The following is a 25,465-nucleotide window of genomic DNA, read 5'->3' as shown; positions in this document are numbered from 1 at the left end:
CCCCTGCGTTTCTTTGGTTTCGAAATATCCCCGCCGGAGGCAAAAAATCTAACTGGCGAGCACGTTGCGGAACAACCAAGGATCGGCTTCGTCAATGTCCTCGGGAAAATGCTGCCAGCGATCCTGCAATGGCGTCCAATCGGTATAATGCGCCTCGACCGGGCCGAGGTAGGGCACTTGCACCTCCAAACAGCGAGCGTGATCCATTTCGTCGGTCTCAACGATACCCGCATTGGGGTTTTCTAAGGCCCAGACCATCCCAGCCAAAACCGCAGAGGTCACCTGCAACCCGGTCGCATTCTGATCGGGCGCCAACGCTTTGGTCTCTTCGTTCGACAGCCGCGATCCGTACCACAGGGCATTCTTCTCATGCCCATAAAGCAGCACACCCAACTCATCGATCCCCTCGACGATCTCATCGACCTCCAAGATTACATGCTCGGTCTGCTGGCGTCCCGATCCGAACATCTCATGCAGGGACAAAACGGCATCATCCGCAGGGTGATAGGCATAGTGGCACGTCGGCCGGAACTCCGGCGCATCCGCAGCACCCACAGTGTAGTAATCAGAGATCGAGATCGCCTCATTGTGCGTCACCAAAAACCCAAACTGAGGCCCCGGTGTGGGGCACCAGGTGTGCACACGCGTGATCGCGCCCGGCCGGTCCAGCCAGATAGACGACTGACACCCCTCACTGTGGCGATAGCCGTTTTCCGGGAACCATGTCTCATGCGTGCCCCACCCCAACTCAGCGGGCTGGAAGCCTTCGGCGATGAAACCCTCAACCGACCAAGTGTTCACAAAAACACCGCGGGGGCGCGGCGTTTCGCGGGCCTGCGTGTCACGCTCTGCGATGTGCACGCCCTTAACGCCAAGCGACTGCATCAATCCGGCCCAGCCTGCACGGTCCGTAGGCGCGGCGATCTCACGGCCCGTATCCCGGGCCAAGGTCATCAAGCCGGCTTTCACAAACCACGACACCATCCCGGGGTTCGCACCACAGCACGACACGGCGGTGCTCCCGCCCGGGTTTGCGGCCTTCTCATCACGCACCGCTTGGCGCAGCGCGTAATTGGTGCGGGCGGCGTTGTCTTCGGTGTCGAAATAGAAGCCCGCCCATGGCTCCACCACGGTGTCGATATAGGGCACGCCGATTTCGCGGCAGAACTTCATCAAATCAAGCGAAGAGGTATCGACGCTCAGGTTCACGCAAAACCCTTTGCCCGGTTCCAAAACCTTGCCCAGCACCTCACGGTAATTCTCAGGTGTCAGTGCCACGGGATGACAGGTAATGCCCCGCGCCGCCAATTCCTTTTGCCCTGCCTCGCCCGGCTCAATCACCGAAAACGCCGCGCGGTCATAGTCAAAGTGGCGCTCAATCAAGGGCAACGTCCCCCGACCAATCGACCCAAAACCGATCATCACAATGGGGCCATCAATACGGGCATAAATTGGGTGAGACATCGCGCTGCTCCTTGCTTGGTGCGGTTCGAGATAGACCGCGCTTGGCCGAAAGAAATGGCTTGGAGCGATGTCACAGACGGACGCGCCAGCCAGTGCGGGCTTCATAGGCTGAAACCAACCACAGAGGATAGCCATGGAACGCGACGTATTTGCCGAAACATCGCCCAGCAGGCACCCCATCCACAGCGCCAACGCAAAAGGCCGCCCCCGAAGGAGCGGCCTTTAAATCCATCAACCAGCGTCAGATTAGTTCTGAGCGTAGTATTCGATGACGAGGTTTGGTTCCATTTGCACCGCGTAGGGCACGTCGCCCAGACCAGGAGTGCGCACGAACGTCGCCTTCATTTTGTTGTGGTCGGCTTCGATGTAGTCAGGAACATCGCGCTCAGCCAGCTGAGTAGCCTCGATCACGACTGCGATCTGCTTGGACTTCTCACGAACTTCGATCACGTCGCCTTCGTTCACACGGTAGGAAGCGATGTTCACTTTCTTACCGTTCACGGTCACGTGGCCGTGGTTCACGAATTGGCGTGCAGCAAAGATGGTTGCAACGAACTTGGCGCGGTACACAACAGCGTCCAGACGACGCTCCAGCAGGCCGATCAGGTTCTCACCGGTGTCGCCTTTGACACGAGCAGCTTCACCAAAGATGCGCTTGAATTGTTTCTCTGTCAGGTCGCCGTAGTAACCCTTCAGTTTTTGCTTGGCGCGCAACTGCAGACCAAAGTCGGACAGTTTGCCCTTGCGGCGCTGACCGTGCTGGCCGGGGCCATATTCGCGGCGGTTCACTGGGGATTTAGCGCGGCCCCAGATGTTTTCGCCCATGCGGCGGTCAATTTTGTACTTGGCAGACGTGCGTTTGGTCACGGCTGTTCTCCTTCGTTATGTAGGATGATTTTGGCACGCGGTGAGGCGCATCAGAACCATCAAGAAGGGCGTTGTCCTTTGGGCGTACCCCGACAGGCATCCCCTTGCAGGGGCCACCAACACCAATGAATGGGCGGGCTTTACGGGGCCATGTGGGGGGAGTCAAGCGCGATAGCCTTGGCACAGGCTTTAACCCTTGGCGCGGGCGCCACAAAGCCGACAGCCGCACAGTATATAGGGGGAAAAGCAAAAGGCGCCCGGTTCCCCTCATGGAACCCAAAGCGCCCGGTCAACACCGTATTGGTGCGTCTCTCACAGGTCCGTCCCGGGTGCGGTGTTCCACCATCTCCCCGGGAGTTCGCTAATGTGTTGAGCATCGGGCTTGCGCCGCGAATGCTCATGGCCTGTTATCACCTGCCTACGGTATCTGTTCTTATTTCTGGCTGCTCAAAGAACTTCCCATAAGGCTAACACAGCCGAATCACCCTGGGAAGGGGGTGATTCGTTACTGTGGATAAATATGTTGATTTTTTGTGGGCAGATTGTGGATAATCGCCCAGATCGCGCTACGCCAGCACCGCACCTGCGGATCGCGTGCCCAGCACATAGCGCGCAACAACTGCGCCCGTAACAATCGCGACCAGCGCCAGCATGGCCGACAGGCTAAGGGTGGCAACGCCGCTCAGGCCCGCACCAATCGTGCAGCCGCCCGCCAAGACCCCGCCAATACCCATCAACACACCGCCCGCGCCGTAGCGCACGGTTTGCTGAGGCTCGGCGAAGCTGACCAAGGCCAACTCAGACCGCACAAGTGCGCTTAAGAACGCCCCAACCATCACGCCGCCGATCAGACCCGTGCCGAACCCGGCGGGAATGGCCGTTGAGGCGATGACCCAAAACAAACTATCCGTCCAAGGCAGGGTAAACGCGATGGATTGCACAGGGGACGGATCGAACTCATCCATCAACAGGGTTGATGTCCCGATCCAGCCCGCAGCCACCAGCAGACCAATAAGCGCCCCCAAGCCTAGATGCGTCACGGGGGCGCCGCCCCGTTTCGCCAGCCATACGCTGCCCGCGATCAGACCAATCGGCAGCACAACACTGATGCCCGGAACCGCAGCGATTGTAGCAAACGGCAGCTCAAATGAGATTTCACCAAGGGTCGTACGCAGCGGCGCAAGAATGCCCTTCATCATCGCGTGGGCCGTGATGGCAAACACCACCAAAACCGTCAGCGCGCGCATGTTGCCGGTCGCCGACAGCACCGTCAGGCGCGTCACGCAACCGCGCGTCAGCACCATCCCCACCCCAAAAGCGAGCCCACCCAGCACAATCGCAAGTGCCGGAATATCAGGGTTGAGGTAGCGGCTTTCGTCCAAAACGGCGTAGCCCGCGCCCACCGCGAACTGCACCGCCGCAATCGCTGTCGCAAGTGCGAGCAGCCAAACGGACAGGCCCGCCCGATCCACGCCCTCTTCGCCAGCGACCGAGCGCCGCAAACAAAACCGAGTGATCTGCGCCGCGATGCCAAACAGCACGCCAAGCGCCAATCCAAACAGAAGTTGAACATTCAGGTCAGAGGGGATGTAGTCCAGCAGCATGGGCGCACCTATTTCTTTGCGTCCGCCCCATATGCGTTCTCACAAAGCAGAATACAAAGCCTTTGCGCGGAAATAAATTCCATACCCGCCGCCAAAACAGAACGCGTGTTCCGCTTTCACAAAAATCGCAGACCAACGCCCGTGCAGCCCAGCTCTTGGGCAACACGCGCGTCCCTATTTTGCGTGATCAAAGGGGCTGGTTAGCCCCGCTGCCCCACGTAGCGCCCTGCGCCCTCGGGCCGTGGCATCCCTGCATGCGCTTGTTCAAACGCAGCCAACGCCTCGGCCACATCCGCACGCGCAGGCGCGCTGCGCCGCGTGCCCAGATCAACATGCAAAAGGAACGTCTCCATGGTGGCCGCAACCTCACCGGCAGGATTCATCATCCGGTGAAACAAATGCATCTTTTTCGGGCCACCCTCTAGCACTTGAGTGCTCACCCGGACCCGATCACCGGCGTGCATCTCATCCAGATACTGCAAGTGGTTTTCTGTGGTAAAATAGCTCAGCCCCTCGGCGATGTAGGCCGCATCAGCACCGATCATCTCCATGAAGCGGTCGGTCGCCGCCGCGCCCAGCTCAAGGTAGTGCGCCTCATTCATGTGCCCGTTGTAGTCGGTCCATGTCTGCGGGATCACGCGGTCTTGGGTAATGGGCAAAGCCTCAGAGGACGCACTAGGCTGCGGAAGGCTGGCCTCATGGGCGGCGATCACACCACCCGCCGCAGCATTCGTCCGCTTGAGGCTACGCAAAATGCCCACAAGGTTGTCGTCGCGCAAACGTTCCAACTCACGAATGCTCAGATGCCCAGATTGCGCGTCGGATTGCCCTGCGATCAGATCAACCAGCTCATCCGTAAACTCGGGCACATCCATCAGCTTGGTCCAAGGCCACTGCAACGCGGGGCCGAACTGCGCCATAAAGTGCTTCATCCCGGCCTCACCGCCCGCCACGCGGTAGGTTTCAAACAGCCCCATTTGCGCCCACCGGAGGCCAAAGCCCATGCGGATCGCTTCATCAATCTCTTCAGTGGTCGCGATACCGTCCTTAACCAGCCAAAGCGCCTCGCGCCAAACGGCCTCAAGGAAACGGTCCGCAATATGCGCGTCGATCTCTTTGCGCACATGCAGGGGCGAAAAGCCAACGCCGCGCAGCATATCGGCGGCACCCGCAGGCACGTCGCCCACCAGCTCAATCAGCGGCAGCAGATACACAGGGTTAAACGGATGCGCCACGATGCAGCGCGCACCCTGCGCCGTCAACTCAGAGGGCTTGAACCCGCTGGTCGAGGACGCGATCACGGCACTATCCGGGGCCGCTGCATTCACGCGGTCCAGCACGGCATGTTTGATATCCAACCGCTCCGGCACGCTTTCCTGCACCCAATCGGCGCCCGCACAGGCGTCCTCCAACGCACAAAAGCTTAGCGTGCCCTCAGCTGGCAACGCCCGGTCATACACCGCAGGCAAGGACCGCCGCGCGCCCGCCAACACTTCGTTGATCTTGCGCTCTGCTTCTGGGTCGGGATCGGCCACAGCCACATCCCATCCGTTCAACAAGAACCGTGCTGCCCAACCGCCGCCAATTACGCCGCCGCCAATAATCGCTGCCTTCATGTCATCCGCTCCGTATGGCCGTCCACGGCCAGTGTTTGTCCTGAAATCCGCTTGCCCGCATCTGATGTGACAAACAAAACCATATCCGCGATGTCCTCTGCGGTGACCCACGTCCGCAGGGAGGTGCCCTCAGCATAAAGCGCGCGCATGTCCTCAACGGAGCAGCCCTTTGCGGCGGCTTCTTTGGCAAGGACACGCTCCATGCGAGGGCCTTCAACCGCACCCGGCGCCACCGCATTGACGCGCACACCGGCGGGGCCCAACTCCATCGCGAGGGTCTTCATCAAGCCAATCACGCCCCATTTCGCAACGACATAGGGCGCGCGCGTCGGCACACCCCACAGCCCAGACGTCGAGGACGTCAGCATGATCGACCCCGCCCCCTGCGCGGCCATCAACGGCGCAGCCCAGCGCGTAGCCAGAAACGCGCCGTCCAGATTGGCAGACAAAGTGGCGCGCCAATCCCCAAGGCTCATGTCCGCAATGCCCGCTGCAGGGCCACCAATGCCCGCGTTGGCGCACAACACATCGACGCCGCCCATCGTCTCCTCGACGCGGGCGAAAAACGCAGCCATCTGCGCTTCATCCGTGACGTCAGCAGCGACACCCAACATGCCTTCAGGCACCTCGCCGGGATCGACGTCACAATAGGCGACCTGCGCCCCCTGCTCTTCAAACCGCCGCGCCAAGCAGGCCCCGATCCCGGCGCCTCCAGCGGTGATAACAACCCGCGCGCCTTCGTGCGTCATGAAGACGACTTATACGTGCCAGCCTCAATCGCAGGCCAAGCCTGATCAAATGGCATGACGCCCTCGTGCTTCAGATGCCAATGCGTGTCGATGCCATCCCAGCCCTTGCCACGGAACACATGACCACACTCGGGACAGGTCTTGCGCCCCGACGCATCCGCCGCAGGCACAGGTGCCGCGACACTGCGCGCATCGCGCAGATCATCACGCGGCGCGCGCTTCACAAGCCCCAGCTTTTCACGCACCTCAGCGGGGCCAATCACCCGCGCGCCCATGCCCTCGATCACACCAACCGCACGCTCAACAAGCTGCGCATTCGTGGCCAAAACACCCTTCTCAAGCCATAGGTTGTCCTCAAGACCGACCCGCACGTTGCCGCCCGCAAGAACACTCGCCGCAACATAGGCCATCTGATTGCGCCCCAGCCCAAATGCACTGAACGTCCAGTCCGATGGTACGTTATTGACCATCGCCATGAAGGTGTTCAAATCATCCGGCGCCCCCCAAGGCACGCCCATGCACAATTGAACCAACGCATCAGAGGTCAAAATGCCCTCCGCCACCAGCTGCTTGGCAAACCAAAGATGCCCGGTGTCAAACGCCTCAATCTCGGGCTTCACACCCAAATCCGTCATCGCCTGCCCCATCGCCCGCAACATCCCGGGCGTGTTGGTCATCACGTAGTCAGCTTCGGCAAAGTTCATCGTGCCGCAATCCAGAGTACAAATCTCCGGCAGGCACTCAGCAATATGCGCAACCCGCTCGGTCGCACCCACCATGTCGGTGCCGGCGACCACGGGCAAAGGCGCCTCAACGCCGCCAAACACAATGTCGCCCCCCATACCGGCGGTCAGGTTCAACACCACATCAACATCCGCATCCCTGATCCGGTCGGTCACTTCGCGGTACAAACCCAAATCCCGCGACGGCGCACCGGTCTCCGGATCTCGCACATGGCAATGCACAACCGCTGCACCGGCCTTCGCCGCGTCAATCGCACTTTCGGCAATCTGCGCAGGCGAGCGCGGCACATGGGGACTGCGATCCTGCGTTCCGCCGGACCCTGTGACAGCACAGGTGACAAACACCTCCCGGTTCATCGTCAGTGGCATGTCTTACTTCCTCGTCATCTTTGGTTTCAAAATATCCCCGCCGGAGGCCAGATTTTTCCCGAAAAATCTGTGGCCACCCTAGCGCCCCGTCCATACGGGATCGCGCTTTTCAGCAAAAGCGCGCGCACCTTCCAACTGATCCTCGGATCGATACAATCGCTCCACACTCTCAAACTGGCTGGATTTAATCCGCAGCAACGCGTCTTGGAATTTCATATCTTCCGCCTCGCGCACAACCTCTTTGATCGCCGCAAACACCAACGGCGGCCCGCTCGCAAGACTATCCGCCAAAGCCCGCGCCTCAGCCATCAAATCCTCAGCCGCTACAACCCGGTTCACCAACCCCCAACGCGCCGCCTCTTCAGCCTCTAGCCAGCGTCCCGTCAACAACATCTCCATTGCGATGTGATACGGAATACGCTTGGGCAACTTGATGGACGCCGCATCCGCAACAGTGCCCGAGCGTATCTCGGGCAATGCAAATGACGCGCCCTCAGAGGCCAAGATAATGTCGCCGGATAAGGCCAACTCCAACCCGCCACCACAGCAAATCCCATTCACCGCCATGATCACCGGCTTGTTGAGCCCGCGCAGCTCCTGCAAACCGCCAAAGCCGCCCTTCCCGTAATCGCCATCGACGGCATCACCATCGGCCGCAGCTTTCAAATCCCAGCCCGGGCAGAAAAACTTTTCTCCCGCTCCAGTGACTAACGCCACCCGCATCTCCGGGTCGTCCCGAAACGCGGTAAATGCCTCGCCCATGGCCCGGCTGGTCTCCAGATCAATCGCATTGGCTTTGGGTCGGTTAAGCGTGAATTCAAACACGCCCCCGCGACGCTCGATGTGAAAAGGGGTGTCCATTTAGTCCTCCGCCATGCGCACCAATGCGTCCACTGCCACCGCGCGGGTGGGCGTACACAGCACCGGGTTAATCTCAACTTCCCACAACGCATCCGCATGGGCCTGCGCGAAGTCCTGCACGGATTGCACCAAAGCCACAAGACCCTCCCGGTCCACACCCGGCGCCCCGCGCCAGCCCACCAATTTCGGCGCAATAGCCAAGCGGCTGAGGGCCGCGTCAATCTCGGCGGCAGTGCTGGGCACCAACAGTTGCACCGTGTCACCCCACAACTCCGCATCAACCCCGCCAGCGCCTAGCGTCAGGACAAACCCGTGGGCGGGGTCCCGGACGACAGCGACCAAAACTTCAACCACGGCGTCGGTGACCATTTCCTCCACCAAAACCGCGCCGCCCAGCGCCACCTTGGCCTGCGCCAAATCACACGCGGCGACGTTCAACATCACACCCCCGGCCTCGGTCTTGTGCGCAAGCCCCGTGGCCTTCACCACAAACGGACCAGCTCCACCCCCACGCGGAACGGCCACACCATAGCCCGCCAAGGCCGCCTTGGATCGCGCCTCATCCCACACAACGGGCACACCACTACGCGGGCCGGGCACCAAGGGCCGCGCACTGTCACCCCGCGCCATCGCGCCGACCACCGCAATCGCGGCCAAGGCCTCCGCCATGCCCGAAAACGGCACAATGCCCTGTGCAATCAACCGCTGCGCCACATCCTCCGGCAAGGCCTCTGGCAAACTCGACACTAACCCCATGGGCGCATCACTTGCCGCTGCCGCCGCCTCAAGCGCCTCAATCGCAGGCGTCCACGCCTCCACGTCGCATCGATCCCCACGCGGAAAGTCCAACACCAACAGCCCCATATCCACGTTACCCACCATCATGGCGGAATAAGTCGCAGCCATCGCCTGCACATCAGCCCAAATGTAGGTGTGGTAATCCAACGGGTTGGCCAGCGCGACCTTGGGGCCAAGCGCCGCGCGCAGCCCATCCGACTGCCCCTGTTCCAGCGCTGGGAACGTCACGCCCAATCTCGCGCCCAAATCCGCCATCAGGCTCGCCTCACCGCCCGAGCAGGACGCCGACACAACCCGCGACCCCGCCAAACCGCCCGTGCAATGCAACAGTTTCAACGCCTCCAACAGAACCGGCAGGCTCTCAACCTCTCCGATCCCAAGGCGGGCAAACAACGCGGACGCCCCGGCGCTTGACCCAACCAAAGAGGCCGTGTGCGATACCGCCCCGGCCTGCGCCTGCGCCGACCGCCCCACCTTCAACGCAACGATCGGCACCTCAACATCCCGCGCAACCGACACGAACCGCTCCAAATCATCGATCCCCTCAAGGTACAGCCCAATCGCACTCACCCGAGGGTCCGCCGCCAACTCCGCAATCACATCACTCACACCCCGGCTCGCCTGATTTCCAAGCGTCACGACATAGGCAATCGGCAATCCCCGCGCCTGCATTGTGATGTTGAGCGCGATGTTGGAACTCTGCGCCACAATCGCCACGCCTCGCTCCACGGGCACACCACCATGCTGATCGGGCCACAATCCGACCCCATCAAGATAGTTCAAAAGCCCATAGCAATTAGGCCCCAATATCGGCATCTCTCCGGCCGCGGCCAAAAGCGCGGCCTGCATATCGCCGCCGTCCGCTAACTCCGCCACTGCCTCCGAAAAGCCGGAGGCAAAGCACACAGCCCCCCCAGCCCCCATCCCAGACAACGCAGCCACCGCTTCTACGGTCGCCTCACGGTTCACGCCCAAAAACACCGCATCCGGCACGCCCGGCAAATCCTCGACCCGCGCGACATCCCCGCGGGTGGGGTGCACCCACCACACAGGCCCGTCAAACTCCCGGCAATTCCCAAGGACCGACGCACACCACGCGCCGCCCCCCACCACCGCAATGGACTGCGGCCGCAAAAGCCGCCCCAACCCATCCTTTGTTCCCGAAATACTTCCGCCGGAGGCTCCCACCCCCTCAGCCCTCCAAGGGCCGCAACAACTCGCGCGAGATAATGTGGCGCTGAATTTCGCTCGTCCCATCCCAAATGCGCTCCACCCGCGCATCACGCCAGAACCGCTCAATGGGGTAATCATCCATCAAGCCCATCCCCCCATGGATCTGCAACACAGCATCCGTGACCCGCGCCAGCATCTCCGAGGCATAGAGCTTCGCACTCGCGATTTCACGGTTCGCGGGCAGCCCCTCATCCAATCGCCACGCGCTCGCAAGCGTCAGGTAATCGGCGGCGTCAATCTCCGTGACCATGTCCGCTAGCTGAAAACTCACCCCCTGAAACTTGCCAATCGCCTGCCCGAACTGCCGACGCTCAGCGGCGTAATTCAGCCCCAGATCAAAACACCGCCGCGCCCGGCCCACTGCCATCGCGGCCACCGTGATCCGCGTCGCATAAAGCCACTCGTTCATCACCGCAAAACCACCATCCACCTCGCCCAAGACTTGGGCATCCGGCAGGCGACAATTGTCGAATTCTAGGATCATATTCTTGTAGCCGCGATGGCTGACGCTCTTGTATCCATCCCGGATCGTGAACCCCGGCGTGCCCCGATCCACCAAAAACGTCGTAATCCGTTTTTTGGGCCCCTTGGGGGTTTGATCCTCACCCGTCGCGACAAACACAATCACGAAATCCGCGTGTTCCGCCCCCGAGATAAAATGCTTGGTCCCGTTCAAGACCCAGTCGCCACCGTCGCGCACCGCGGCGCAAGTCATGCCCCGCACGTCCGAGCCCGCGCCGGGTTCCGTCATCGCAAGCGCGTCCATCCGCTCCCCACGCACCGCTGGCAGCAGGTACCGCTCACGCTGTTCACCTTCGCAGGCCATCAGGATGTTTTGTGGCCGCCCAAAGAAATGCGTCAACGCCATGGACCCACGGCCCAACTCACGCTCCACAAGCGCGAAATCCACGTGGTTTAGCCCAGCGCCGCCAACCTCTTGCGGGAAATTACAGGCGTAAAAGCCCAACTCAAGAGTCTTTGCCTTGATAGCTTCGGCGACGGCGGGCGGCACCTCGCCGGTCCGCTCAACCTCCGCCTCATGCGGATAGATCTCGGCCTCTACAAACGACCGGACCGTATCCACGATCATCTGCTGCTCATCGCTCAACCCAAAGTGCATGGTCACCCCCTGTTTTGGGAGCAGCCTAGCGAGCAACCATTTTGAGGTCAGCCTATTTCAGACACCAAAAGGCCAGTTTGCGGCACCCTTCTTTTGGCCCATAGGGGCCGCGCACCACGCCCTCAGCCGCACTTTGAATGGCCACAATCCCGGCACGTCATGCAGCCTTCGATCATCTGCATCCCGTATTGCCCACAACTCGGACAGGCAGGTCCCGCCCCTTGTCCGGGCAGGTTAACGACCTCGGCCTTAGGATCAGCCTTTAGGCCCATCCCCTCACCCTCAATGAACCCGATTGAGATCAGATGCTGCTCAATCACCCCGCCAATCGCCGCAAGGATCGACGGGATATACTTGCCCTCAATCCAAGCGCCCCCGCGCGGATCAAATACCGCCTTCAATTCCTCCACCACGAACGACACATCCCCGCCCCGCCGGAACACCGCCGAAATCATCCGCGTCAACGCAACTGTCCACGCAAAATGCTCCATGTTCTTGGAGTTGATGAACACCTCAAACGGACGCCGATGCCCGTTCAGGATCACGTCATTGATGGTGATGTAAATAGCATGCTCGGTGTTGGGCCACTTCACCTTATAGGTCTGCCCCTCCAACGAAGCCGGCCGCCGCAACGGCTCCGAGAGGTGGACCACTTCTGCGCCCTCAGACGTGTCACTACGAGCCTCAGGCGCCGCCGCGCTCAGGTCCTGCTTATCCTCCGACACGCTCAACACCGACCCGGTCACCGCATTGGGCCGATAGGTCGTGCAGCCCTTACAGCCCTGATCCCAAGCCGCCATGTAGACGTCCTTAAAATCCTCAAAGCTGATGTCTTCGGGGCAATTGATCGTCTTTGAGATACTCGAATCGATCCATTTTTGCGCCGCCGCCTGCATCCGCACGTGGTCTTGTGGCGCAAGAGTTTGGGCATTCACAAAGTAATCGGGCAGCTCCCGGTCGCCAAACTTTTCGCGCCACATCTGGACGGCGTAGTCCACGACCTCTTCTTCGGTCCGCGACCCGTCCTTTTGCAACACTTTGCGCGTATAAGCATAGGCGAACACCGGCTCGATGCCCGAACTCACATTTCCCGCGTACAACGAAATCGTCCCCGTCGGCGCAATCGAGGTCAGCAGCGCGTTGCGAATCCCATGGGTGCGGATGGCGTCGCGCACGTCGTCATCCATCGCCTCCATCGTGCCGCTGGCCAAATAGGCCTCCGCGTCAAACAACGGAAACGGCCCCTTTTCCTGTGCCAATTGCACCGACGCAAGGTATGCGGCGCGCGCAATCCGGTGCAACCAGCGGTCCGTCAGACGCGCCGCCTCCTCCGAGCCATAGCGCGCACCGACCATCAACAACGCATCCGCCAATCCGGTCACGCCCAGTCCAATGCGCCGCTTGGCCCGCGCCTCAGCGGCCTGCGCCTCTAGCGGAAAGCGTGAGGCATCAACCACGTTGTCCATCATCCGCACGGCGGTCCCGACCAAGGAAACCAAAGCCTCCTCATCCAAATCCGCCCCGTCCTCAAATGGCCGATCCACCAGCCGCGCCATATTCACCGAACCCAGCAAACAGGCCCCATAGGGCGGCAAGGGTTGCTCCCCACAAGGGTTCGTTGCCGCAATCGTCTCGCAATAATTCAGGTTGTTGGCCGCGTTGATCCGGTCGATGAAAATCACCCCCGGCTCGGCGTATTCGAACGTCGCCTGCATAATCCGGTTCCACAGATCACGCGCATCCAACGTGCGGTACACCCGCCCGTCAAACACCAAATCCCACGGAGCATCGGCCTTCACCGCCTCCATAAAGGCGTCCGTGACCAACACGCTTACGTTGAACATGCGCAGCCGCGCCGGGTCCGACTTGGCTTCGATAAAGTCAATAATGTCGGGGTGGTCGCACCGCATCGTGGCCATCATCGCCCCCCGCCGGGACCCCGCCGACATAATAGTGCGGCACATCGAATCCCACACATCCATAAACGACAAAGGCCCACTGGCATCCGCCGCCACACCCGTCACGCTCGCGCCCTTGGGCCGGATGGTCGAAAAATCGTAGCCGATCCCACCACCCTGCTGCATCGTCAGCGCGGCCTCCTTCAGCATGTCGAAAATTCCGCCCATGCTGTCGGGGACCGTGCCCATGACGAAACAATTGAACAACGTCACCGACCGCGCAGTCCCTGCCCCCGCCGTAATGCGGCCCGCGGGCAAATACTTGAAATCCTCCAAAGCGGCATAGAACCGAGGTTCCCAAACCTCCGGCTCTGCCTCAACCGCTGCCAAAGCCCGGGCAATCCGCCGCCACGTGTCCTCCACCGAATGATCCAGCGGCGTCCCATCCGCCTCCTTGAACCGATACTTCATATCCCAAATCTGTTCAGCAATCGGAGCGGTAAAACGGGTCATGGCAGTGATCCTTGTTTTCAATAACGGCGGAGACACACAATAGCTTGAAGACCCCTCAAAATCCACTACCATATGTTGTGAATTATGGGGACGACTCTGTGGATAAGCCTGTGCATCTTATCAAACTCTGCGTTGGAGCAGAAGCGGTTGAGGACCTTCTGGCGTGGCAAAACCACCCCCGCGCCAAAGGCCCCGATGGCCAGCCACGCCATGTCACACGCATGTGGCCCAAACGCGAAGCCGAGATCGTGGGCCAAGGCTCACTCTACTGGGTATTCAAAGGCTTGGTGCTCTGCCGCCAACCTATCGTTCGCTTCGATGAGGTAATCGGCCACGACGGTATCCGCCGCTGCGGCATCGTGCTGGACCCCACGATCACCCGCGTCACGCCCGCTCCCAAACGCCCGTTCCAAGGCTGGCGCTACCTCCAAGCTGCCGACGCCCCCCTAGACCTGCGCGAAGGCCGTGAGGCTGACGACCCCCTGCCCGACACACTCGCGCGCGAGCTGGCAGACATCGGGCTGCTCTAACGCCGCCCCGCCTCCTTTGTTCCAAAAATACTCAAACGCCGCGCCAGCAGCCATCTGGGGCCTCGCCCCAGATCCCGACACGCTCAGCTTGCATTAACCGAGCGGCCTACCAATGCGGCGGGCGTTGATCAGCTAGGGGCACGGTGCCCCCCGCATCCAATTCGCTCTCGGCGGCGCGGCGCATCAACGCCTCAATCCGACGCTCCGCGATGTCCAATGTCTTGGCGTGCCCGGCCACAACATCTGACAAATCCTCGACCACACGGGTCAGGTGCGCCACCTTTTCCTGCAACGCAATCATTTCTACATCACTCATCTCTCACCTCGTCCAATTGTCCCATTGCTTGCCCCCACGTACCGGGGCGGGTAAAGGCGGGGCACCTGATCAAACATCGGACCGACCCATGGCCAAACCCAAGAAATCCCCGCGCCCCAAGGCCGAACCGCCCAAGGGCTTTCGCGACTATTTCGGCACCGAGGTGTCCGAGCGCAAGGCTATGTTGGATCAGATCGCCGCTGTCTACCACCTGTATGGGTTTGAGGCGCTCGAATCTTCTGCCGTGGAAACGGTCGAAGCCTTGGGCAAATTCCTCCCCGACGTGGACCGCCCCAATGAGGGCGTCTTTGCGTGGCAAGAAGCCGATGAGAACGACAAGGGCGACTGGATGGCCCTGCGCTATGACCTGACCGCGCCTCTGGCCCGCGTCTATGCGCAACACCGCAATGATCTGCCGATGCCCTATCGTCGCTTTGCGATGGGTCCCGTTTGGCGCAACGAAAAACCCGGCCCAGGTCGGTTCCGCCAGTTTTATCAGTGCGATGCCGATACCGTTGGCGCGCCTTCGGTCGCCGCAGACGCCGAAATCTGCGCGATGCTCTCGGACACGCTAGAGGCCGTGGGCATCCCGCGCGGCGACTACCTGATCCGGATCAATAACCGCAAAGTCCTCAACGGCGTGCTAGAGGCCACAGGCGTCACAGATGACGCCCAACAGGCCGACGTTTTGCGCACCATCGACAAGTTCGACAAAGTCGGTGAGGCCGGCGTGCGCGAACTGCTGGGCAAGGGGCGCCTGGACGCTTCCGGTGCCTACATCGACGGAGTTGGTTTGACCGACGCACAGGCCGAACCGGTCCTCGCGTTCCTGACATCCAAGGGCGCGACCTCGGCCGACACACTCGCCAACCTACGCGCCGCCATCGGCGACAGCGCCGTGGGCACCGAGGGCGTAGAAGAGCTGCAAACAATCGCGTCCCTGCTCGAAGCCCAAGGCTACGCCGCCGACAGAATCGTGATCGACCCCTCCGTCGTGCGCGGCCTCGGCTACTACACAGGCCCGGTCTACGAAGCCGAACTCACCTTTGAGATCAAAGACGAAAAGGGCCGTCCGCGGCAGTTCGGCTCGGTCGCAGGGGGCGGTCGCTACAACGGCCTCGTGCAACGGTTCACTGGCCAAGAGGTTCCCGCAACTGGCGTGTCCATCGGCGTTGATCGCTTGCTGGCCGCCCTACGTATGAAGGGTCGCACCGCCGCAACCCCGCCCGGCCCCGTGGTAGTAACGGTCATGGATAAGGCCCGCATGTCGGACTACCAACAGATGGTGTCTGAGCTGCGCGCCGCCGGCATCCGCGCCGAGGTGTACTTGGGCAACCCCAAGAACTTTGGCAACCAGCTGAAATATGCGGACAAGCGGCTCAGCCCTGTGGCGATCATCCAAGGCTCGGATGAGGCTGAGCGCGGCGTTGTGCAGATCAAGGACCTGATCCTTGGGGCCAAAATCGCCGAAAGCGCGAGCCTTGAGGAATGGAAAGCCCAGCCCGCCCAACGCGAGATTTCGCGCGACGATCTGGTGGAAGAGGTTCGCAAGTGCCTGGAGCAATAGATAAAACCGCAGACCGGGCCGAAGCCGCACGGGTGCTAGAGGCGTTCAAACACGCCGGTGCCACGCCGGTGGAAACGGACCTTTTGCAACCTGCCGAAACGCTGTTGGACCTCTACGGCGAAGACATTCGCGGCCGTGCCTTTATCACCCAAGACCCCGATCAGGGTGAGATGATGCTGCGCCCGGATTTTACCGTGCCTGTCGTGCAGATGCACATGGACAACATCGAGGCCGGAGGCCCCGAACCCGCGCGCTACGCCTATATGGGTGAGGTGTTTCGCAAGCAAGAAAGCGACGCAACCCGCGCGCGTGAATACCTACAGGTTGGCTTTGAGCTGTTTGATCGCACCGATCCCGCCCGCGCCGACGCTGAGGTGTTTTCTCTGTTTTCAGAGGTGCTTTCGCCGCTCAACCTACGGGCTGTAACCGGGGACATTGGTATCCTGATCGCGGTCGTAAATGGGCTGTCCACATCGGAACGCCGCCGCGCCGCACTGCGCCGCCACATCTGGCGTCCGCGCCGGTTCCGCACGCTGCTGGACCGCTTTACGGGCCGCACGTCCGTGCCCGCGCACCGCGCCGCCCTGATCGCGGACCCGCGCGCGGCCTTGGCCGTCGCGAGCGATGCCGTACAGGTCGGTAAGCGCGGCCCGCAGGAAGTCGCGGACCGGATCGAGGCCCTTCGGATCGACGCCGCCACCCCGCCCATCGGTGAGGCCGAGGCAGACGTGATTGACGCGGTTTTGGACCTAAAAGCACCACTGTCCGGCGCACTGCAAATTCTGCGCGATATCGCCATCGACCTGCCCGCCATTTCGGATGCGACCGACATGTTTGAGGCTCGGCTCGAAGCGTTGGATGCGGCGGGTATCACCATCGCCGACATCCCGTTTGAGGCCACCTATGGGCGCACCTCAATGGAGTATTACGACGGCTTCGTGTTCGGCTTTACCGGCGCGCCGCACCTGCCCCCTGTCGCGACTGGCGGGCGCTATGACGCGCTGACCTCGGTGCTGGGCCAAGGCCGCGCGATCCCTGCTGTGGGCGGCGTCATCCGCCCCGCCCTAGTCCGCCAAATGCGGGAGAACCTCACATGACGCTGAAGCTGGGGGTGCCGTCCAAGGGGCGGCTCATGGAAAAGACATTTCAATGGTTTGGCAAACGTGGGCTGACGCTGTCGCGCACCGGGTCCGAGCGGGAATATGCCGGGGCAGTTGAAGGCGCAGACATCGAGTTGGTGTTGCTTTCGGCTGGTGAAATTCCGCGCGAATTGTCCGCTGGGCGCATTCATTTGGGCGTCACGGGGTCGGACCTTGTGCGCGAAAAGTTGAGCCTATGGGACCAGCGTGTCGAAGAGCTTGCGTTGATGGGTTTTGGTCATGCGGACCTGATCCTTGCGGTGCCAGTCGCTTGGGCGGATGTGGACACGCTGGATGATCTGGACGCGGTTGCCGCCGCGTTTCGCGCGCAGCATGGTCACCGCCTGCGGATTGCCACGAAATACCACCGTCTGGTGCGCGACTACCTGCGCGACGCGGGCGTGGCCGACTATCAGCTGGTCGACAGCCAAGGCGCGACGGAGGGCACCGTCAAGAATGAGACGGCAGAGGCGATCGCGGACATCACATCAACCGGGGAAACGCTGCGCGCGAACCACCTGAAAGTATTGGGTGGCGAGCCGATCCACCAAAGCCAAGCGACCCTGTTCCGCGCGCGCGCGGCGGATTGGACAACTGAGGACCGGGCTGAGTTGAAGCGGCTTGAGGGTATTCTGGGCCTCTGACCCGATAGGTCACGCCTTATGTCCTATTGTTGTGCACGCGCAACAAAGGGCCAGGTTATCTTACTGATAATTAACTGAAATTAATTTCGCACCATATCGCGCTAACCACAAAATGTAGAGGGGCATCCCTTTATTTTGTGGCACACGGGTGTCTTGCTGCAACGCCCATCTGGTCATTGCATTAATATGTATTAAATGGCTGATCAGCGGGCGCTTAGGCCCTGCGCAAACCAGACCACCAGACCCCTATTTTCACGGCCGTTAACAGACGCCTTTACCGTCCCGCATCTCCACCATTGACCAAGCCCGAAAACCGCATCATATCCCCATCATGACCGACCTCGATAAAATCCGCAATTTTTCCATCGTCGCGCACATCGACCACGGGAAATCCACGCTCGCTGATCGCCTAATTCAGGAGACGAACACCGTCGCCGTTCGGGACATGAAAGAGCAACTGCTTGATTCCATGGACATTGAGCGTGAGCGCGGCATCACGATCAAGGCCAACACCGTGCGGATCGACTACACCGCCGATGATGGTCAGGACTATGTGCTGAACCTGATCGACACCCCCGGCCACGTCGACTTTGCCTATGAGGTCTCCCGCTCGATGCGTGCGGTTGAGGGATCATTGCTGGTGGTCGACAGCACACAAGGTGTTGAGGCGCAGACGCTGGCCAACGTGTACCACGCGCTTGACGCGGACCACGAAATCGTGCCGGTTTTGAACAAAATCGACCTGCCTGCGTCCGATTGTGAACGCGTGGCGGAGCAGATTGAAGATGTGATCGGGATTGATGCCTCTGAGGCCATTCAGGTTTCGGCCAAGACCGGTGTTGGCATCCGCGAAACCCTTGAGTCCATTGTCAAACATCTGCCCGCGCCCAAGGGCGACCCGGATGCGCCGCTAAAGGCCATGCTGGTGGACAGCTGGTATGATTCGTATCTGGGCGTGATCGTTTTGGTCCGCGTTATCGATGGTCGCCTGAAAAAGGGTGAACGCGTTAAGTTTTTGTCGAACGGGACCGTGCACCATGTGGATCGGATCGGCGTGTTCCGGCCTGCGATGGCCGAAATCGATAGCCTCGGCCCCGGTGAAATCGGGTTCCTAACGGCCTCCATCAAGCAGGTTCGCGATACGCGTGTGGGTGATACGATCACGCACCAAAAGTCCGAGGTTGAGGCACTGCCCGGCTTTAAGCCCGCGCAACCGGTTGTGTTTTGTGGGCTGTTCCCCGTGGACGCCGCCCAGTTTGAGGACATGCGCGACAGCATCGATAAGCTTGCGCTGAACGATGCGTCCTTCAGCTTTGAGATGGAAACGTCCGCGGCTCTTGGGTTCGGTTTTCGCTGTGGTTTCCTAGGGTTGCTGCACCTTGAAGTGATCCGTGACCGGATTGAGCGCGAATATGACATCGACCTGATCACCACCGCGCCAAGCGTGATTTATGATATTCACATGAAGGATGGCACGGTTGAGCAGCTGCATAACCCTGCGGACATGCCCGACCTGACCCTTGTGGATCACATCGAAGAGCCGCGGATTAAGGCCACGATCCTCGTGCCTGATGAGTATTTGGGCGACGTTCTGAAACTGTGCCAAGATCGGCGCGGCCTACAACTGGACCTGACGTATGCGGGTTCGCGGGCGATGGTGGTTTATGACCTGCCGCTGAACGAGGTGGTGTTTGATTTCTATGACCGCCTGAAGTCGGTGACAAAGGGCTATGCCTCGTTCGATTACCAAATGATTGGTTACCGCGAAGACAATTTGGTTAAGATGTCGGTGCTGGTAAACGATGAGCCAGTGGACGCGTTGTCGATGATGGTGCACCGCGAGCGGGCCGAAACACGTGGCCGCGCGATGGTCGAAAAGCTCAAGGAGTTGATCCCGCGCCACATGTTCAAAATCCCGATCCAAGCGGCCATCGGCGGCAAAGTGATCGCGCGTGAAACCCTTTCAGCCATGCGCAAAGACGTGACTGCTAAGTGTTATGGCGGTGACGCCACACGGAAGAAGAAGCTTCTTGAAAAGCAGAAAGCCGGTAAGAAAAAGATGCGCCAGTTCGGCAAGGTCGAAATTCCGCAGCAGGCGTTTATCAATGCACTGAAAATGGACAGCTAAGGCTGTCCGTTTTGGCGGCTGTGCTGGCCCTGTGGAGCGCACAGCCACCGAGCCAGTTGACCCATATCAACGCGAGCGTCTGAGGCCGGGCGCATAGTTCATCCGCATAACGGAGGATGAACCCATGGCCGCAAGCCCAACCTATGCCGAAATAAAAGCCCGCCTGTTGGATCGACGTGATCAGCTGACCCGTCAGATGCAGATCATTGAGCGGGACCTCGACAAACCTGCCCCCCGAGACGTGGAGGATGCCGCCACTGAGCGGCAGGGAGATGAGGTGATGGAAGCGCTTGGCGTCCATGACGCCCAAGAGGTTCGCGCGATTGATGCCGCCCTCGCCCGGATCGAGACCGGCGAATACGGCATTTGTCAAAAGTGCGGTGAGGCTATTTCAGTCGCGCGTCTGGAGGCCGTGCCCACCGCGTCGCTGTGTCGAAACTGCGCGCGGTAACACGGGGACGGGTCGCTATTGAACCGCGCGTTCGATGGCCTGTCCGGCACTCGTGATGTCACGGCCCACGCCTTGGATTGTTCCGCAGGCGGTCAGCGCCACCAACATTGCCATCATCACACAAATACGGGTCATGCCGCGTTCTCCTTTGGTCTTCATACGTATTAACCATATCTAAATGGGCGCGACCAGCGCCCTGGGTTAGGTCGGCGAAAGGGTGCTATTAGATATCCAACACGCAGATCCCATCCGCGCCGCCCGCACACATTGCGACCAATTCTGCGCCCGCGGCAATGTGATCGGGATGAGCTAGGTACGCATCGCGCGCGGCAGCATCCTCAAAGTCGATGGTGATGGCGTGGGTATAACCGCGCGCAGCACCCTCGGGGCTGGTGTTGGGGCCTGCGCGGACCGGGCCCATGCCCGGCACGGCGCTGCGCAGCCCCTCTAGCTTTGTCCAAAGTGCGTCGATCTCAGCCTGCGAAATGGTCGGTTCGATCTGGCACAGCACGATGTGGCGCACAGGCACCGGGGCTGGGCGCAGACGGCCATTGATCTCTAGCAGGTTGCCCTCTGGGTCCTCGACATAGACGTGGCGCAGGCCGGGAATTGCGAACTCTCCGGTGACGGAATGGGGCACGCCTGCCGCTGTCAGCCGCGCAATCACGCTGTCCAGATCATCGACCTGAAGCGCCACGTGACCGCCAATGCTGGGGTTGTGGGCCATGTTGTTTTTGGCCGCGAACTCAGGGTCCGGTGCGATGAGGTGCAGGCCGGTGTGACCCTCACGCCCATCGCCCAAAAGCGCCAACTTATCTGGATCACCCGGAAGGTAGCCGCGCGTTTCGGGAAAGGCCCATGTGCCCAGCGTCATGCCCAGAATTTCGGTATAGAACCGAGCGGTTTGAGCCACATTGCGTGCCTCTAGATTGACGTGATGAATGGACCAAGCCATGGCGCGCGCCCCCTGTTTTGCCTGTTGTTGCGCGCAGAGTGCGCCGTCTGTCGGCTATAATCCAGCCCCCATTCGCACGGCTCCGGTCGGGACCTTTTTGCGCCATAGGGCTGGCGGAGGACGGGCCGCGCCCCTAGCTTGAGGTCAAAGGAGATTTCCCATGACCAACCCGTTGCTTGCCGAGTGGACCGCCCCTCACGCCCTGCCCCCGTTTGACGCCATAAGCGACGCGCATTTCGGCCCCGCGTTTGACGCCGCCGAAGCCGAAGGGCGCGCGGCGATTGCCGCGATCGCCGAGGCCACCGAGCCGCCGACGTTCGCCAACACGATCGAAGCGTTGGAGCGTGCGGACAAGCTGCTCGACCGGGTGGCAGGCGTATTCTACAACATCGCGGGTTCGGACAGTAACCCCGAGCGCGAGGCGCTGATGCGTGACTTGGCCCCCCGCATGTCGGCCTATGCCAGCGAAATTACCAACAACGCAGCCCTATTTGCCCGCATCCAAACGCTGTGGGATGCGCGTGATGACCTAGATCTGAGCGCGGAACAGGCACGGGTTTTGATGCTGTATCACCGCAGCTTTGTCCGCTCGGGCGCAGCCCTAGAAGGCGCGGCGCGGGATCGGCTGACAGAGGTCAAATCACGGCTCGCAACCTTGGGCACGACCTTCACCCAAAACCTGCTGGCGGATGAAAGGTCATGGTTCATGCCCTTGTCCGAGGACGACCTAGAGGGCCTGCCGGATTTCGTGGTAGCCTCGGCCCGCGCGGCGGGTGAGGAAAAAGAGGCAGGCGGTCCGATTGTAACGCTGTCGCGGTCTTTGATCACACCGTTTTTGCAATTCTCGCCGCGCCGCGACCTGCGGGCCAAGGCCTTTGCCGCATGGATCGCGCGGGGCGCGAACGGCGGCGACACAGACAACCGCGCCATCTGCGCCGAGATTTTGGCCTTGCGGGCAGAACGGGCCAAGCTGCTCGGCTATGCCAATTTTGCCGACTATAAGCTTGAGACCGAAATGGCCCGCACGCCGGACGCCGTGCGCGGCTTGTTGATGCAAGTCTGGGAGCCCGCGAAATCCGCCGCCAACGAGGACGCGCAAATCCTAGAAGCGATGCTGCACAAGGACTGCTACGAAGGTCCGCTAGAGCCGTGGGATTGGCGTTATTACGCGGCCATCCGGCGCAAGGCCGAGCATGATTTGGATGAGGCCGAGCTGAAGCCATATTTGCAGCTGGACCGGATGATTGAAGCCTCTTTCGCCTGCGCCAACCGGTTGTTTGGGCTGGAGTTTGCGCCACTGGACGTCCCGCTTTATCATCCCGATGCCCGCGCTTGGGAAGTCACCCGCAATGGCGCGCCGGTGGCCATTTTCATCGGCGATTACTTTGCCCGTGGCTCCAAACGGTCGGGGGCGTGGTGTTCAGCCATGCGGTCACAATCCAAACTAGACGGTGCCGTGACACCCATCGTCGTGAACGTGTGCAACTTTGCCAAATCAGAACCCGCGCTGTTGTCCTATGACGACGCTCGCACCCTGTTCCACGAATTTGGCCACGCGTTGCACCAGATGCTGTCGAACGTCACCTATGGGCTGATCTCAGGCACATCTGTGGCGCGCGATTTCGTAGAACTACCCAGCCAGCTTTATGAGCACTGGTTGGAGGTGCCCGAAGTATTGGAGGAATTCGCCACCCACGCCGACACCGGCGCGCCAATGCCGCGCGACCTATTGGACCGCCTGTTGGGTGCGGCGACCTATGATATGGGCTTTTCGACGGTGGAATATGTCGCCTCGGCGCTGGTCGATCTGGCGTTCCACGAAGCCGCAGACGCCCCCGCCGACCCGATGCAAAAACAGGCCGAAGTCCTAGAGGCGATCGGCATGCCCCGCGCAATCCCGATGCGCCATGCAACGCCGCACTTCGCCCATGTATTCGCGGGCGACGGATATTCCGCCGGGTACTACAGCTATATGTGGTCCGAAGTGATGGACGCCGACGCGTTCGACGCTTTTGGCGAAGCAGGTGGTCCGTTTGACCCCGAAATTGCGGCAAAGTTGGAAGAGTTCATCCTGTCGGCAGGCGGCTCGGAAGAGGCGGATGTGCTATATACCAAGTTCCGGGGCCGGATGCCGGGGGTTGAGGCTTTGCTCAAGGGACGCGGATTGTTGACCGCTTGATGCGTTAGGGGGCGGGTGCGCCTGCCCCCCACAAATGCGCCATGGGCGACCAGCCCTCAATCCCGCTGATGCGGACCTCACACCAGCCATCCGCGCATTCGCCCAAGCGCGCCACTACGCCCTCTTGGGCGTAGGCTATGACGCGCGTACTGGCGTCGGGGCGTGCGTGTAGGGGCAGTTTATCAAGCGTAACAAGCGCGGTGCGGGCCCCGGACAGCAGCGAATAATGCATCCAGCCGCCCGCGCCATCGCGGTCCACCACGCGCCGCCAATGGCCATATTCGCTGACGACTTGCAGGGGCATGTTGCGCCGTTTGAACACCCAATCCACCCGGTGTGTGCGCGAAGGGCCGCGCCGCACATTGCCCTCAGCCGCCTTAAGCGAGACAAAGCGCGGCAAGGGCAGATTGGTCACGGGGCCGCGTTCGGCTGCGGGCTGGGCTGGCTCTTCGGTGGCCTGCGCCGTGGGCGCGTAAGCCATCAGCCCGATCAGTAGTGCGAACGCAAGCCTGCGCATCATGTGAGAGGTCCTGTATCGTCTGATCTGCGCCCGTTTCGGGCTGCGTTTCACGCCTTGCGCGTGGCTGTCAGTTTGTCACTATGGGGGGCATAAATCTAGAGCCCAGCGCGCCAGTGGCGTGACAAATCCAACGGAGAGCAGTCAAATGGCAGGCAAAAAGCTGACAGTTGTGGTCACCCGGAGACTGCCTGAGGCGGTCGAGACCCGCATGATGGAGCTTTTTGACGTCGAGCTGCGCGAAGATGACACGCCGATGTCCCGCGCAGAACTGGTCGCCGCGATGGCGCGCGCCGATGTTTTGGTACCGACGATCACCGATACGATTGACGCAGGCCTTTTGGGGCAAGCGGGCGACAGGCTGAAGCTGATCGCGAACTACGGCGCGGGTGTCGACAACATTGATGTGTCCACTGCGCGGCAACGGGGCATTTTGGTCAGCAACACGCCCGGCGTGCTGACCGAAGACACGGCTGACATGACCATGGCCCTGATGCTGTCCGTCACACGGCGCATTCCTGAGGGCATGGCCGTCATGCAGAAAGACAATTGGGACGGATGGTCCCCCACGGCCCTGCTGGGCGGCCGATTGGCCGGGCGGCGCCTTGGTATTTTGGGAATGGGACGAATTGGGCAGGCAGTCGCGCGACGCGCCGCGGCCTTTGGGATGCAGGTGCATTACCACAACCGCCGCCGCCTACACGCGGGCCTAGAGGAGCCCTTGGAGGCCACCTACTGGGAGAGCCTTGACCAGATGATTGCGCGCATGGATGTGCTGTCGATCAACTGCCCCCATACGCCTTCGACGTTTCACTTGATGAACGCCCGGCGGCTGAAGTTGATGAAACCCACGGCCGTGATTGTGAACACATCGCGCGGAGAAGTCGTGGATGAAAATGCACTGACCCGGATGCTGCGCGCCAATGAAATCGCGGGTGCGGGGCTGGATGTGTATGAGCATGGCCGCACCGTGAACCCACGTCTGCGTGAGCTGAACAACGTCGTGCTATTGCCACATATGGGGTCGGCGACACATGAAGGGCGCGTTGAAATGGGTGAGAAGGTCTTGATCAATATCAAGACGTTTGATGATGGACACCGTCCACCCGACTTGGTTGTGCCCAGTATGTTGTAAGGGACATGCTGTACGGGGCTCTGCCCCCGGCCTGCGGCCTTCCCCCGGGATATTTGGGAACCAAAGAGT

At 60.9% G+C, this 25,465-nt stretch carries 21 protein-coding genes and 1 pseudogene; 8 read left to right on the top strand and 14 right to left on the bottom strand.

Annotated features, from left to right (window positions below):
- Positions 1-48: 48 nt before the first annotated feature.
- The 10 genes and pseudogenes from PM04_RS05360 to PM04_RS05315 all read right to left on the bottom strand — a co-directional run bounded on the left by PM04_RS05360 (position 49) and on the right by PM04_RS05315 (position 13,835).
- On the bottom strand, positions 49-1,464 hold the full coding sequence (locus tag PM04_RS05360; protein ID WP_038004411.1) for a homospermidine synthase: 1,416 nt from the start codon (positions 1,462-1,464) through the stop codon (positions 49-51).
- Between the two features lie 246 nt (positions 1,465-1,710).
- Complete coding sequence (gene rpsD, locus PM04_RS05355; RefSeq protein WP_038004408.1) at positions 1,711-2,331, bottom strand: 30S ribosomal protein S4; 621 nt, start codon at positions 2,329-2,331, stop codon at positions 1,711-1,713.
- Between the two features lie 566 nt (positions 2,332-2,897).
- Complete coding sequence (locus PM04_RS05350; RefSeq protein ID WP_038004405.1) at positions 2,898-3,935, bottom strand: YeeE/YedE family protein; 1,038 nt, start codon at positions 3,933-3,935, stop codon at positions 2,898-2,900.
- Between the two features lie 200 nt (positions 3,936-4,135).
- Positions 4,136-5,551: a carnitine 3-dehydrogenase gene (locus tag PM04_RS05345; protein WP_038004403.1), complete on the bottom strand. Its 1,416-nt coding sequence runs from the start codon at positions 5,549-5,551 to the stop codon at positions 4,136-4,138.
- The gene (locus tag PM04_RS05340) at positions 5,548-6,300 is read right to left on the bottom strand and encodes an SDR family oxidoreductase (RefSeq protein ID WP_038004400.1); all 753 of its coding nucleotides are present in this window, start codon (positions 6,298-6,300) and stop codon (positions 5,548-5,550) included. The genes PM04_RS05345 and PM04_RS05340 overlap by 4 nt, the downstream gene beginning before the upstream one ends.
- A gap of 209 nt (positions 6,301-6,509) precedes the next feature.
- A pseudogene (locus PM04_RS05335) lies at positions 6,510-7,412 on the bottom strand (3-keto-5-aminohexanoate cleavage protein); the annotation flags it as partial.
- Positions 7,413-7,490: 78 nt separating this feature from the next.
- On the bottom strand, positions 7,491-8,273 hold the full coding sequence (locus PM04_RS05330) for a carnitinyl-CoA dehydratase (protein ID WP_038004397.1): 783 nt from the start codon (positions 8,271-8,273) through the stop codon (positions 7,491-7,493).
- The gene (locus tag PM04_RS05325) at positions 8,274-10,205 is read right to left on the bottom strand and encodes an acetate--CoA ligase family protein (protein ID WP_234702809.1); all 1,932 of its coding nucleotides are present in this window, start codon (positions 10,203-10,205) and stop codon (positions 8,274-8,276) included.
- A 58-nt stretch (positions 10,206-10,263) separates the two neighbouring features.
- Positions 10,264-11,424 (bottom strand): acyl-CoA dehydrogenase family protein, encoded by a 1,161-nt coding sequence (locus tag PM04_RS05320; RefSeq protein WP_038004395.1) that lies wholly within the window; start codon positions 11,422-11,424, stop codon positions 10,264-10,266.
- 122 nt (positions 11,425-11,546) lie between these two features.
- Positions 11,547-13,835 carry an adenosylcobalamin-dependent ribonucleoside-diphosphate reductase gene (locus PM04_RS05315; protein WP_038004393.1) on the bottom strand — a complete coding sequence of 763 codons (2,289 nt, stop codon included), beginning with the start codon at positions 13,833-13,835 and terminating at the stop codon, positions 11,547-11,549.
- Positions 13,836-13,933: 98 nt separating this feature from the next.
- Between PM04_RS05315 and PM04_RS05310 the strand changes: the two genes are divergently transcribed.
- Positions 13,934-14,365, top strand: coding sequence for a DUF1489 family protein (locus PM04_RS05310; RefSeq protein ID WP_038004391.1), 432 nt, complete (start codon positions 13,934-13,936; stop codon positions 14,363-14,365).
- A 106-nt stretch (positions 14,366-14,471) separates the two neighbouring features.
- On the opposite strand, the gene PM04_RS05305 is transcribed toward PM04_RS05310, so the two are convergent.
- A complete protein-coding gene (locus tag PM04_RS05305) occupies positions 14,472-14,681 on the bottom strand; it encodes a SlyX family protein (RefSeq protein ID WP_038004389.1) in 210 nt (69 codons plus the stop codon).
- 88 nt (positions 14,682-14,769) lie between these two features.
- Between PM04_RS05305 and hisS the strand changes: the two genes are divergently transcribed.
- The 5 genes from hisS to PM04_RS05280 all read left to right on the top strand — a co-directional run bounded on the left by hisS (position 14,770) and on the right by PM04_RS05280 (position 20,610).
- On the top strand, positions 14,770-16,248 hold the full coding sequence (gene hisS / locus PM04_RS05300) for a histidine--tRNA ligase (protein ID WP_038004387.1): 1,479 nt from the start codon (positions 14,770-14,772) through the stop codon (positions 16,246-16,248).
- Entirely contained in the window at positions 16,233-17,345 is a 1,113-nt protein-coding gene (locus PM04_RS05295) for an ATP phosphoribosyltransferase regulatory subunit (RefSeq protein ID WP_038004384.1), read from the top strand. The genes hisS and PM04_RS05295 overlap by 16 nt, the downstream gene beginning before the upstream one ends.
- Positions 17,342-18,031 carry an ATP phosphoribosyltransferase gene (gene hisG, locus PM04_RS05290; protein WP_038004382.1) on the top strand — a complete coding sequence of 230 codons (690 nt, stop codon included), beginning with the start codon at positions 17,342-17,344 and terminating at the stop codon, positions 18,029-18,031. The genes PM04_RS05295 and hisG overlap by 4 nt, the downstream gene beginning before the upstream one ends.
- 331 nt (positions 18,032-18,362) lie before the next feature.
- Positions 18,363-20,159 (top strand): translation elongation factor 4, encoded by a 1,797-nt coding sequence (gene lepA, locus PM04_RS05285; protein ID WP_038004379.1) that lies wholly within the window; start codon positions 18,363-18,365, stop codon positions 20,157-20,159.
- A gap of 124 nt (positions 20,160-20,283) precedes the next feature.
- Positions 20,284-20,610 (top strand): TraR/DksA C4-type zinc finger protein, encoded by a 327-nt coding sequence (locus tag PM04_RS05280; RefSeq protein ID WP_052068208.1) that lies wholly within the window; start codon positions 20,284-20,286, stop codon positions 20,608-20,610.
- Between the two features lie 15 nt (positions 20,611-20,625).
- Here PM04_RS05280 and PM04_RS17620 read toward each other — a convergent pair whose 3' ends face one another.
- Together PM04_RS17620 and PM04_RS17615 are read right to left on the bottom strand one after the other, a co-directional pair.
- Entirely contained in the window at positions 20,626-20,745 is a 120-nt protein-coding gene (locus tag PM04_RS17620; RefSeq protein WP_081945924.1) for an entericidin A/B family lipoprotein, read from the bottom strand.
- An 88-nt stretch (positions 20,746-20,833) separates the two neighbouring features.
- Positions 20,834-21,565 carry a Dabb family protein gene (locus PM04_RS17615; protein WP_081945923.1) on the bottom strand — a complete coding sequence of 244 codons (732 nt, stop codon included), beginning with the start codon at positions 21,563-21,565 and terminating at the stop codon, positions 20,834-20,836.
- Between the two features lie 160 nt (positions 21,566-21,725).
- Between PM04_RS17615 and PM04_RS05265 the strand changes: the two genes are divergently transcribed.
- Positions 21,726-23,744 (top strand): M3 family metallopeptidase, encoded by a 2,019-nt coding sequence (locus PM04_RS05265; protein ID WP_038004377.1) that lies wholly within the window; start codon positions 21,726-21,728, stop codon positions 23,742-23,744.
- A 4-nt stretch (positions 23,745-23,748) separates the two neighbouring features.
- Here PM04_RS05265 and PM04_RS05260 read toward each other — a convergent pair whose 3' ends face one another.
- Positions 23,749-24,264 carry an SH3 domain-containing protein gene (locus PM04_RS05260; RefSeq protein ID WP_038004376.1) on the bottom strand — a complete coding sequence of 172 codons (516 nt, stop codon included), beginning with the start codon at positions 24,262-24,264 and terminating at the stop codon, positions 23,749-23,751.
- A 145-nt stretch (positions 24,265-24,409) separates the two neighbouring features.
- Here PM04_RS05260 and PM04_RS05255 point away from each other — a divergent pair, with 145 nt between their 5' ends.
- The gene (locus PM04_RS05255) at positions 24,410-25,396 is read left to right on the top strand and encodes a D-glycerate dehydrogenase (protein WP_038004374.1); all 987 of its coding nucleotides are present in this window, start codon (positions 24,410-24,412) and stop codon (positions 25,394-25,396) included.
- The last annotated feature ends 69 nt before the right edge of the window (positions 25,397-25,465 follow it).

Origin of the sequence: Thalassobacter sp. 16PALIMAR09 (assembly GCF_000765485.1) — a bacterium.
GTDB classification, from domain to species: domain Bacteria; phylum Pseudomonadota; class Alphaproteobacteria; order Rhodobacterales; family Rhodobacteraceae; genus Thalassobacter; species Thalassobacter stenotrophicus.
The sequence above is the reverse complement of the archived record's forward strand: the minus strand, read 5'-3'. Positions and strand labels throughout refer to the sequence as shown.

Bases quoted from the DNA above. Each gene is read 5' to 3' on its own strand.
- hisG (WP_038004382.1), top strand. From the start codon at position 17,342: ATGACGCTGAAGCTGGGGGTGCCGTCCAAGGGGCGGCTCATGGAAAAG.
- PM04_RS05340 (WP_038004400.1), bottom strand. From the start codon at position 6,300: ATGACGCACGAAGGCGCGCGGGTTGTTATCACCGCTGGAGGCGCCGGG.
- PM04_RS05280 (WP_052068208.1), top strand. From the start codon at position 20,284: ATGGCCGCAAGCCCAACCTATGCCGAAATAAAAGCCCGCCTGTTGGAT.
- PM04_RS05305 (WP_038004389.1), bottom strand. From the start codon at position 14,681: ATGAGTGATGTAGAAATGATTGCGTTGCAGGAAAAGGTGGCGCACCTG.
- PM04_RS05255 (WP_038004374.1), top strand. From the start codon at position 24,410: ATGGCAGGCAAAAAGCTGACAGTTGTGGTCACCCGGAGACTGCCTGAG.
- PM04_RS05315 (WP_038004393.1), bottom strand. From the start codon at position 13,835: ATGACCCGTTTTACCGCTCCGATTGCTGAACAGATTTGGGATATGAAG.
- PM04_RS05360 (WP_038004411.1), bottom strand. From the start codon at position 1,464: ATGTCTCACCCAATTTATGCCCGTATTGATGGCCCCATTGTGATGATC.
- PM04_RS05320 (WP_038004395.1), bottom strand. From the start codon at position 11,424: ATGCACTTTGGGTTGAGCGATGAGCAGCAGATGATCGTGGATACGGTC.
- PM04_RS05265 (WP_038004377.1), top strand. From the start codon at position 21,726: ATGACCAACCCGTTGCTTGCCGAGTGGACCGCCCCTCACGCCCTGCCC.
- PM04_RS17615 (WP_081945923.1), bottom strand. From the start codon at position 21,565: ATGGCTTGGTCCATTCATCACGTCAATCTAGAGGCACGCAATGTGGCT.
- PM04_RS05260 (WP_038004376.1), bottom strand. From the start codon at position 24,264: ATGATGCGCAGGCTTGCGTTCGCACTACTGATCGGGCTGATGGCTTAC.
- hisS (WP_038004387.1), top strand. From the start codon at position 14,770: ATGGCCAAACCCAAGAAATCCCCGCGCCCCAAGGCCGAACCGCCCAAG.
- PM04_RS05330 (WP_038004397.1), bottom strand. From the start codon at position 8,273: ATGGACACCCCTTTTCACATCGAGCGTCGCGGGGGCGTGTTTGAATTC.
- PM04_RS05350 (WP_038004405.1), bottom strand. From the start codon at position 3,935: ATGCTGCTGGACTACATCCCCTCTGACCTGAATGTTCAACTTCTGTTT.
- PM04_RS05345 (WP_038004403.1), bottom strand. From the start codon at position 5,551: ATGAAGGCAGCGATTATTGGCGGCGGCGTAATTGGCGGCGGTTGGGCA.
- PM04_RS17620 (WP_081945924.1), bottom strand. From the start codon at position 20,745: ATGACCCGTATTTGTGTGATGATGGCAATGTTGGTGGCGCTGACCGCC.
- lepA (WP_038004379.1), top strand. From the start codon at position 18,363: ATGACCGACCTCGATAAAATCCGCAATTTTTCCATCGTCGCGCACATC.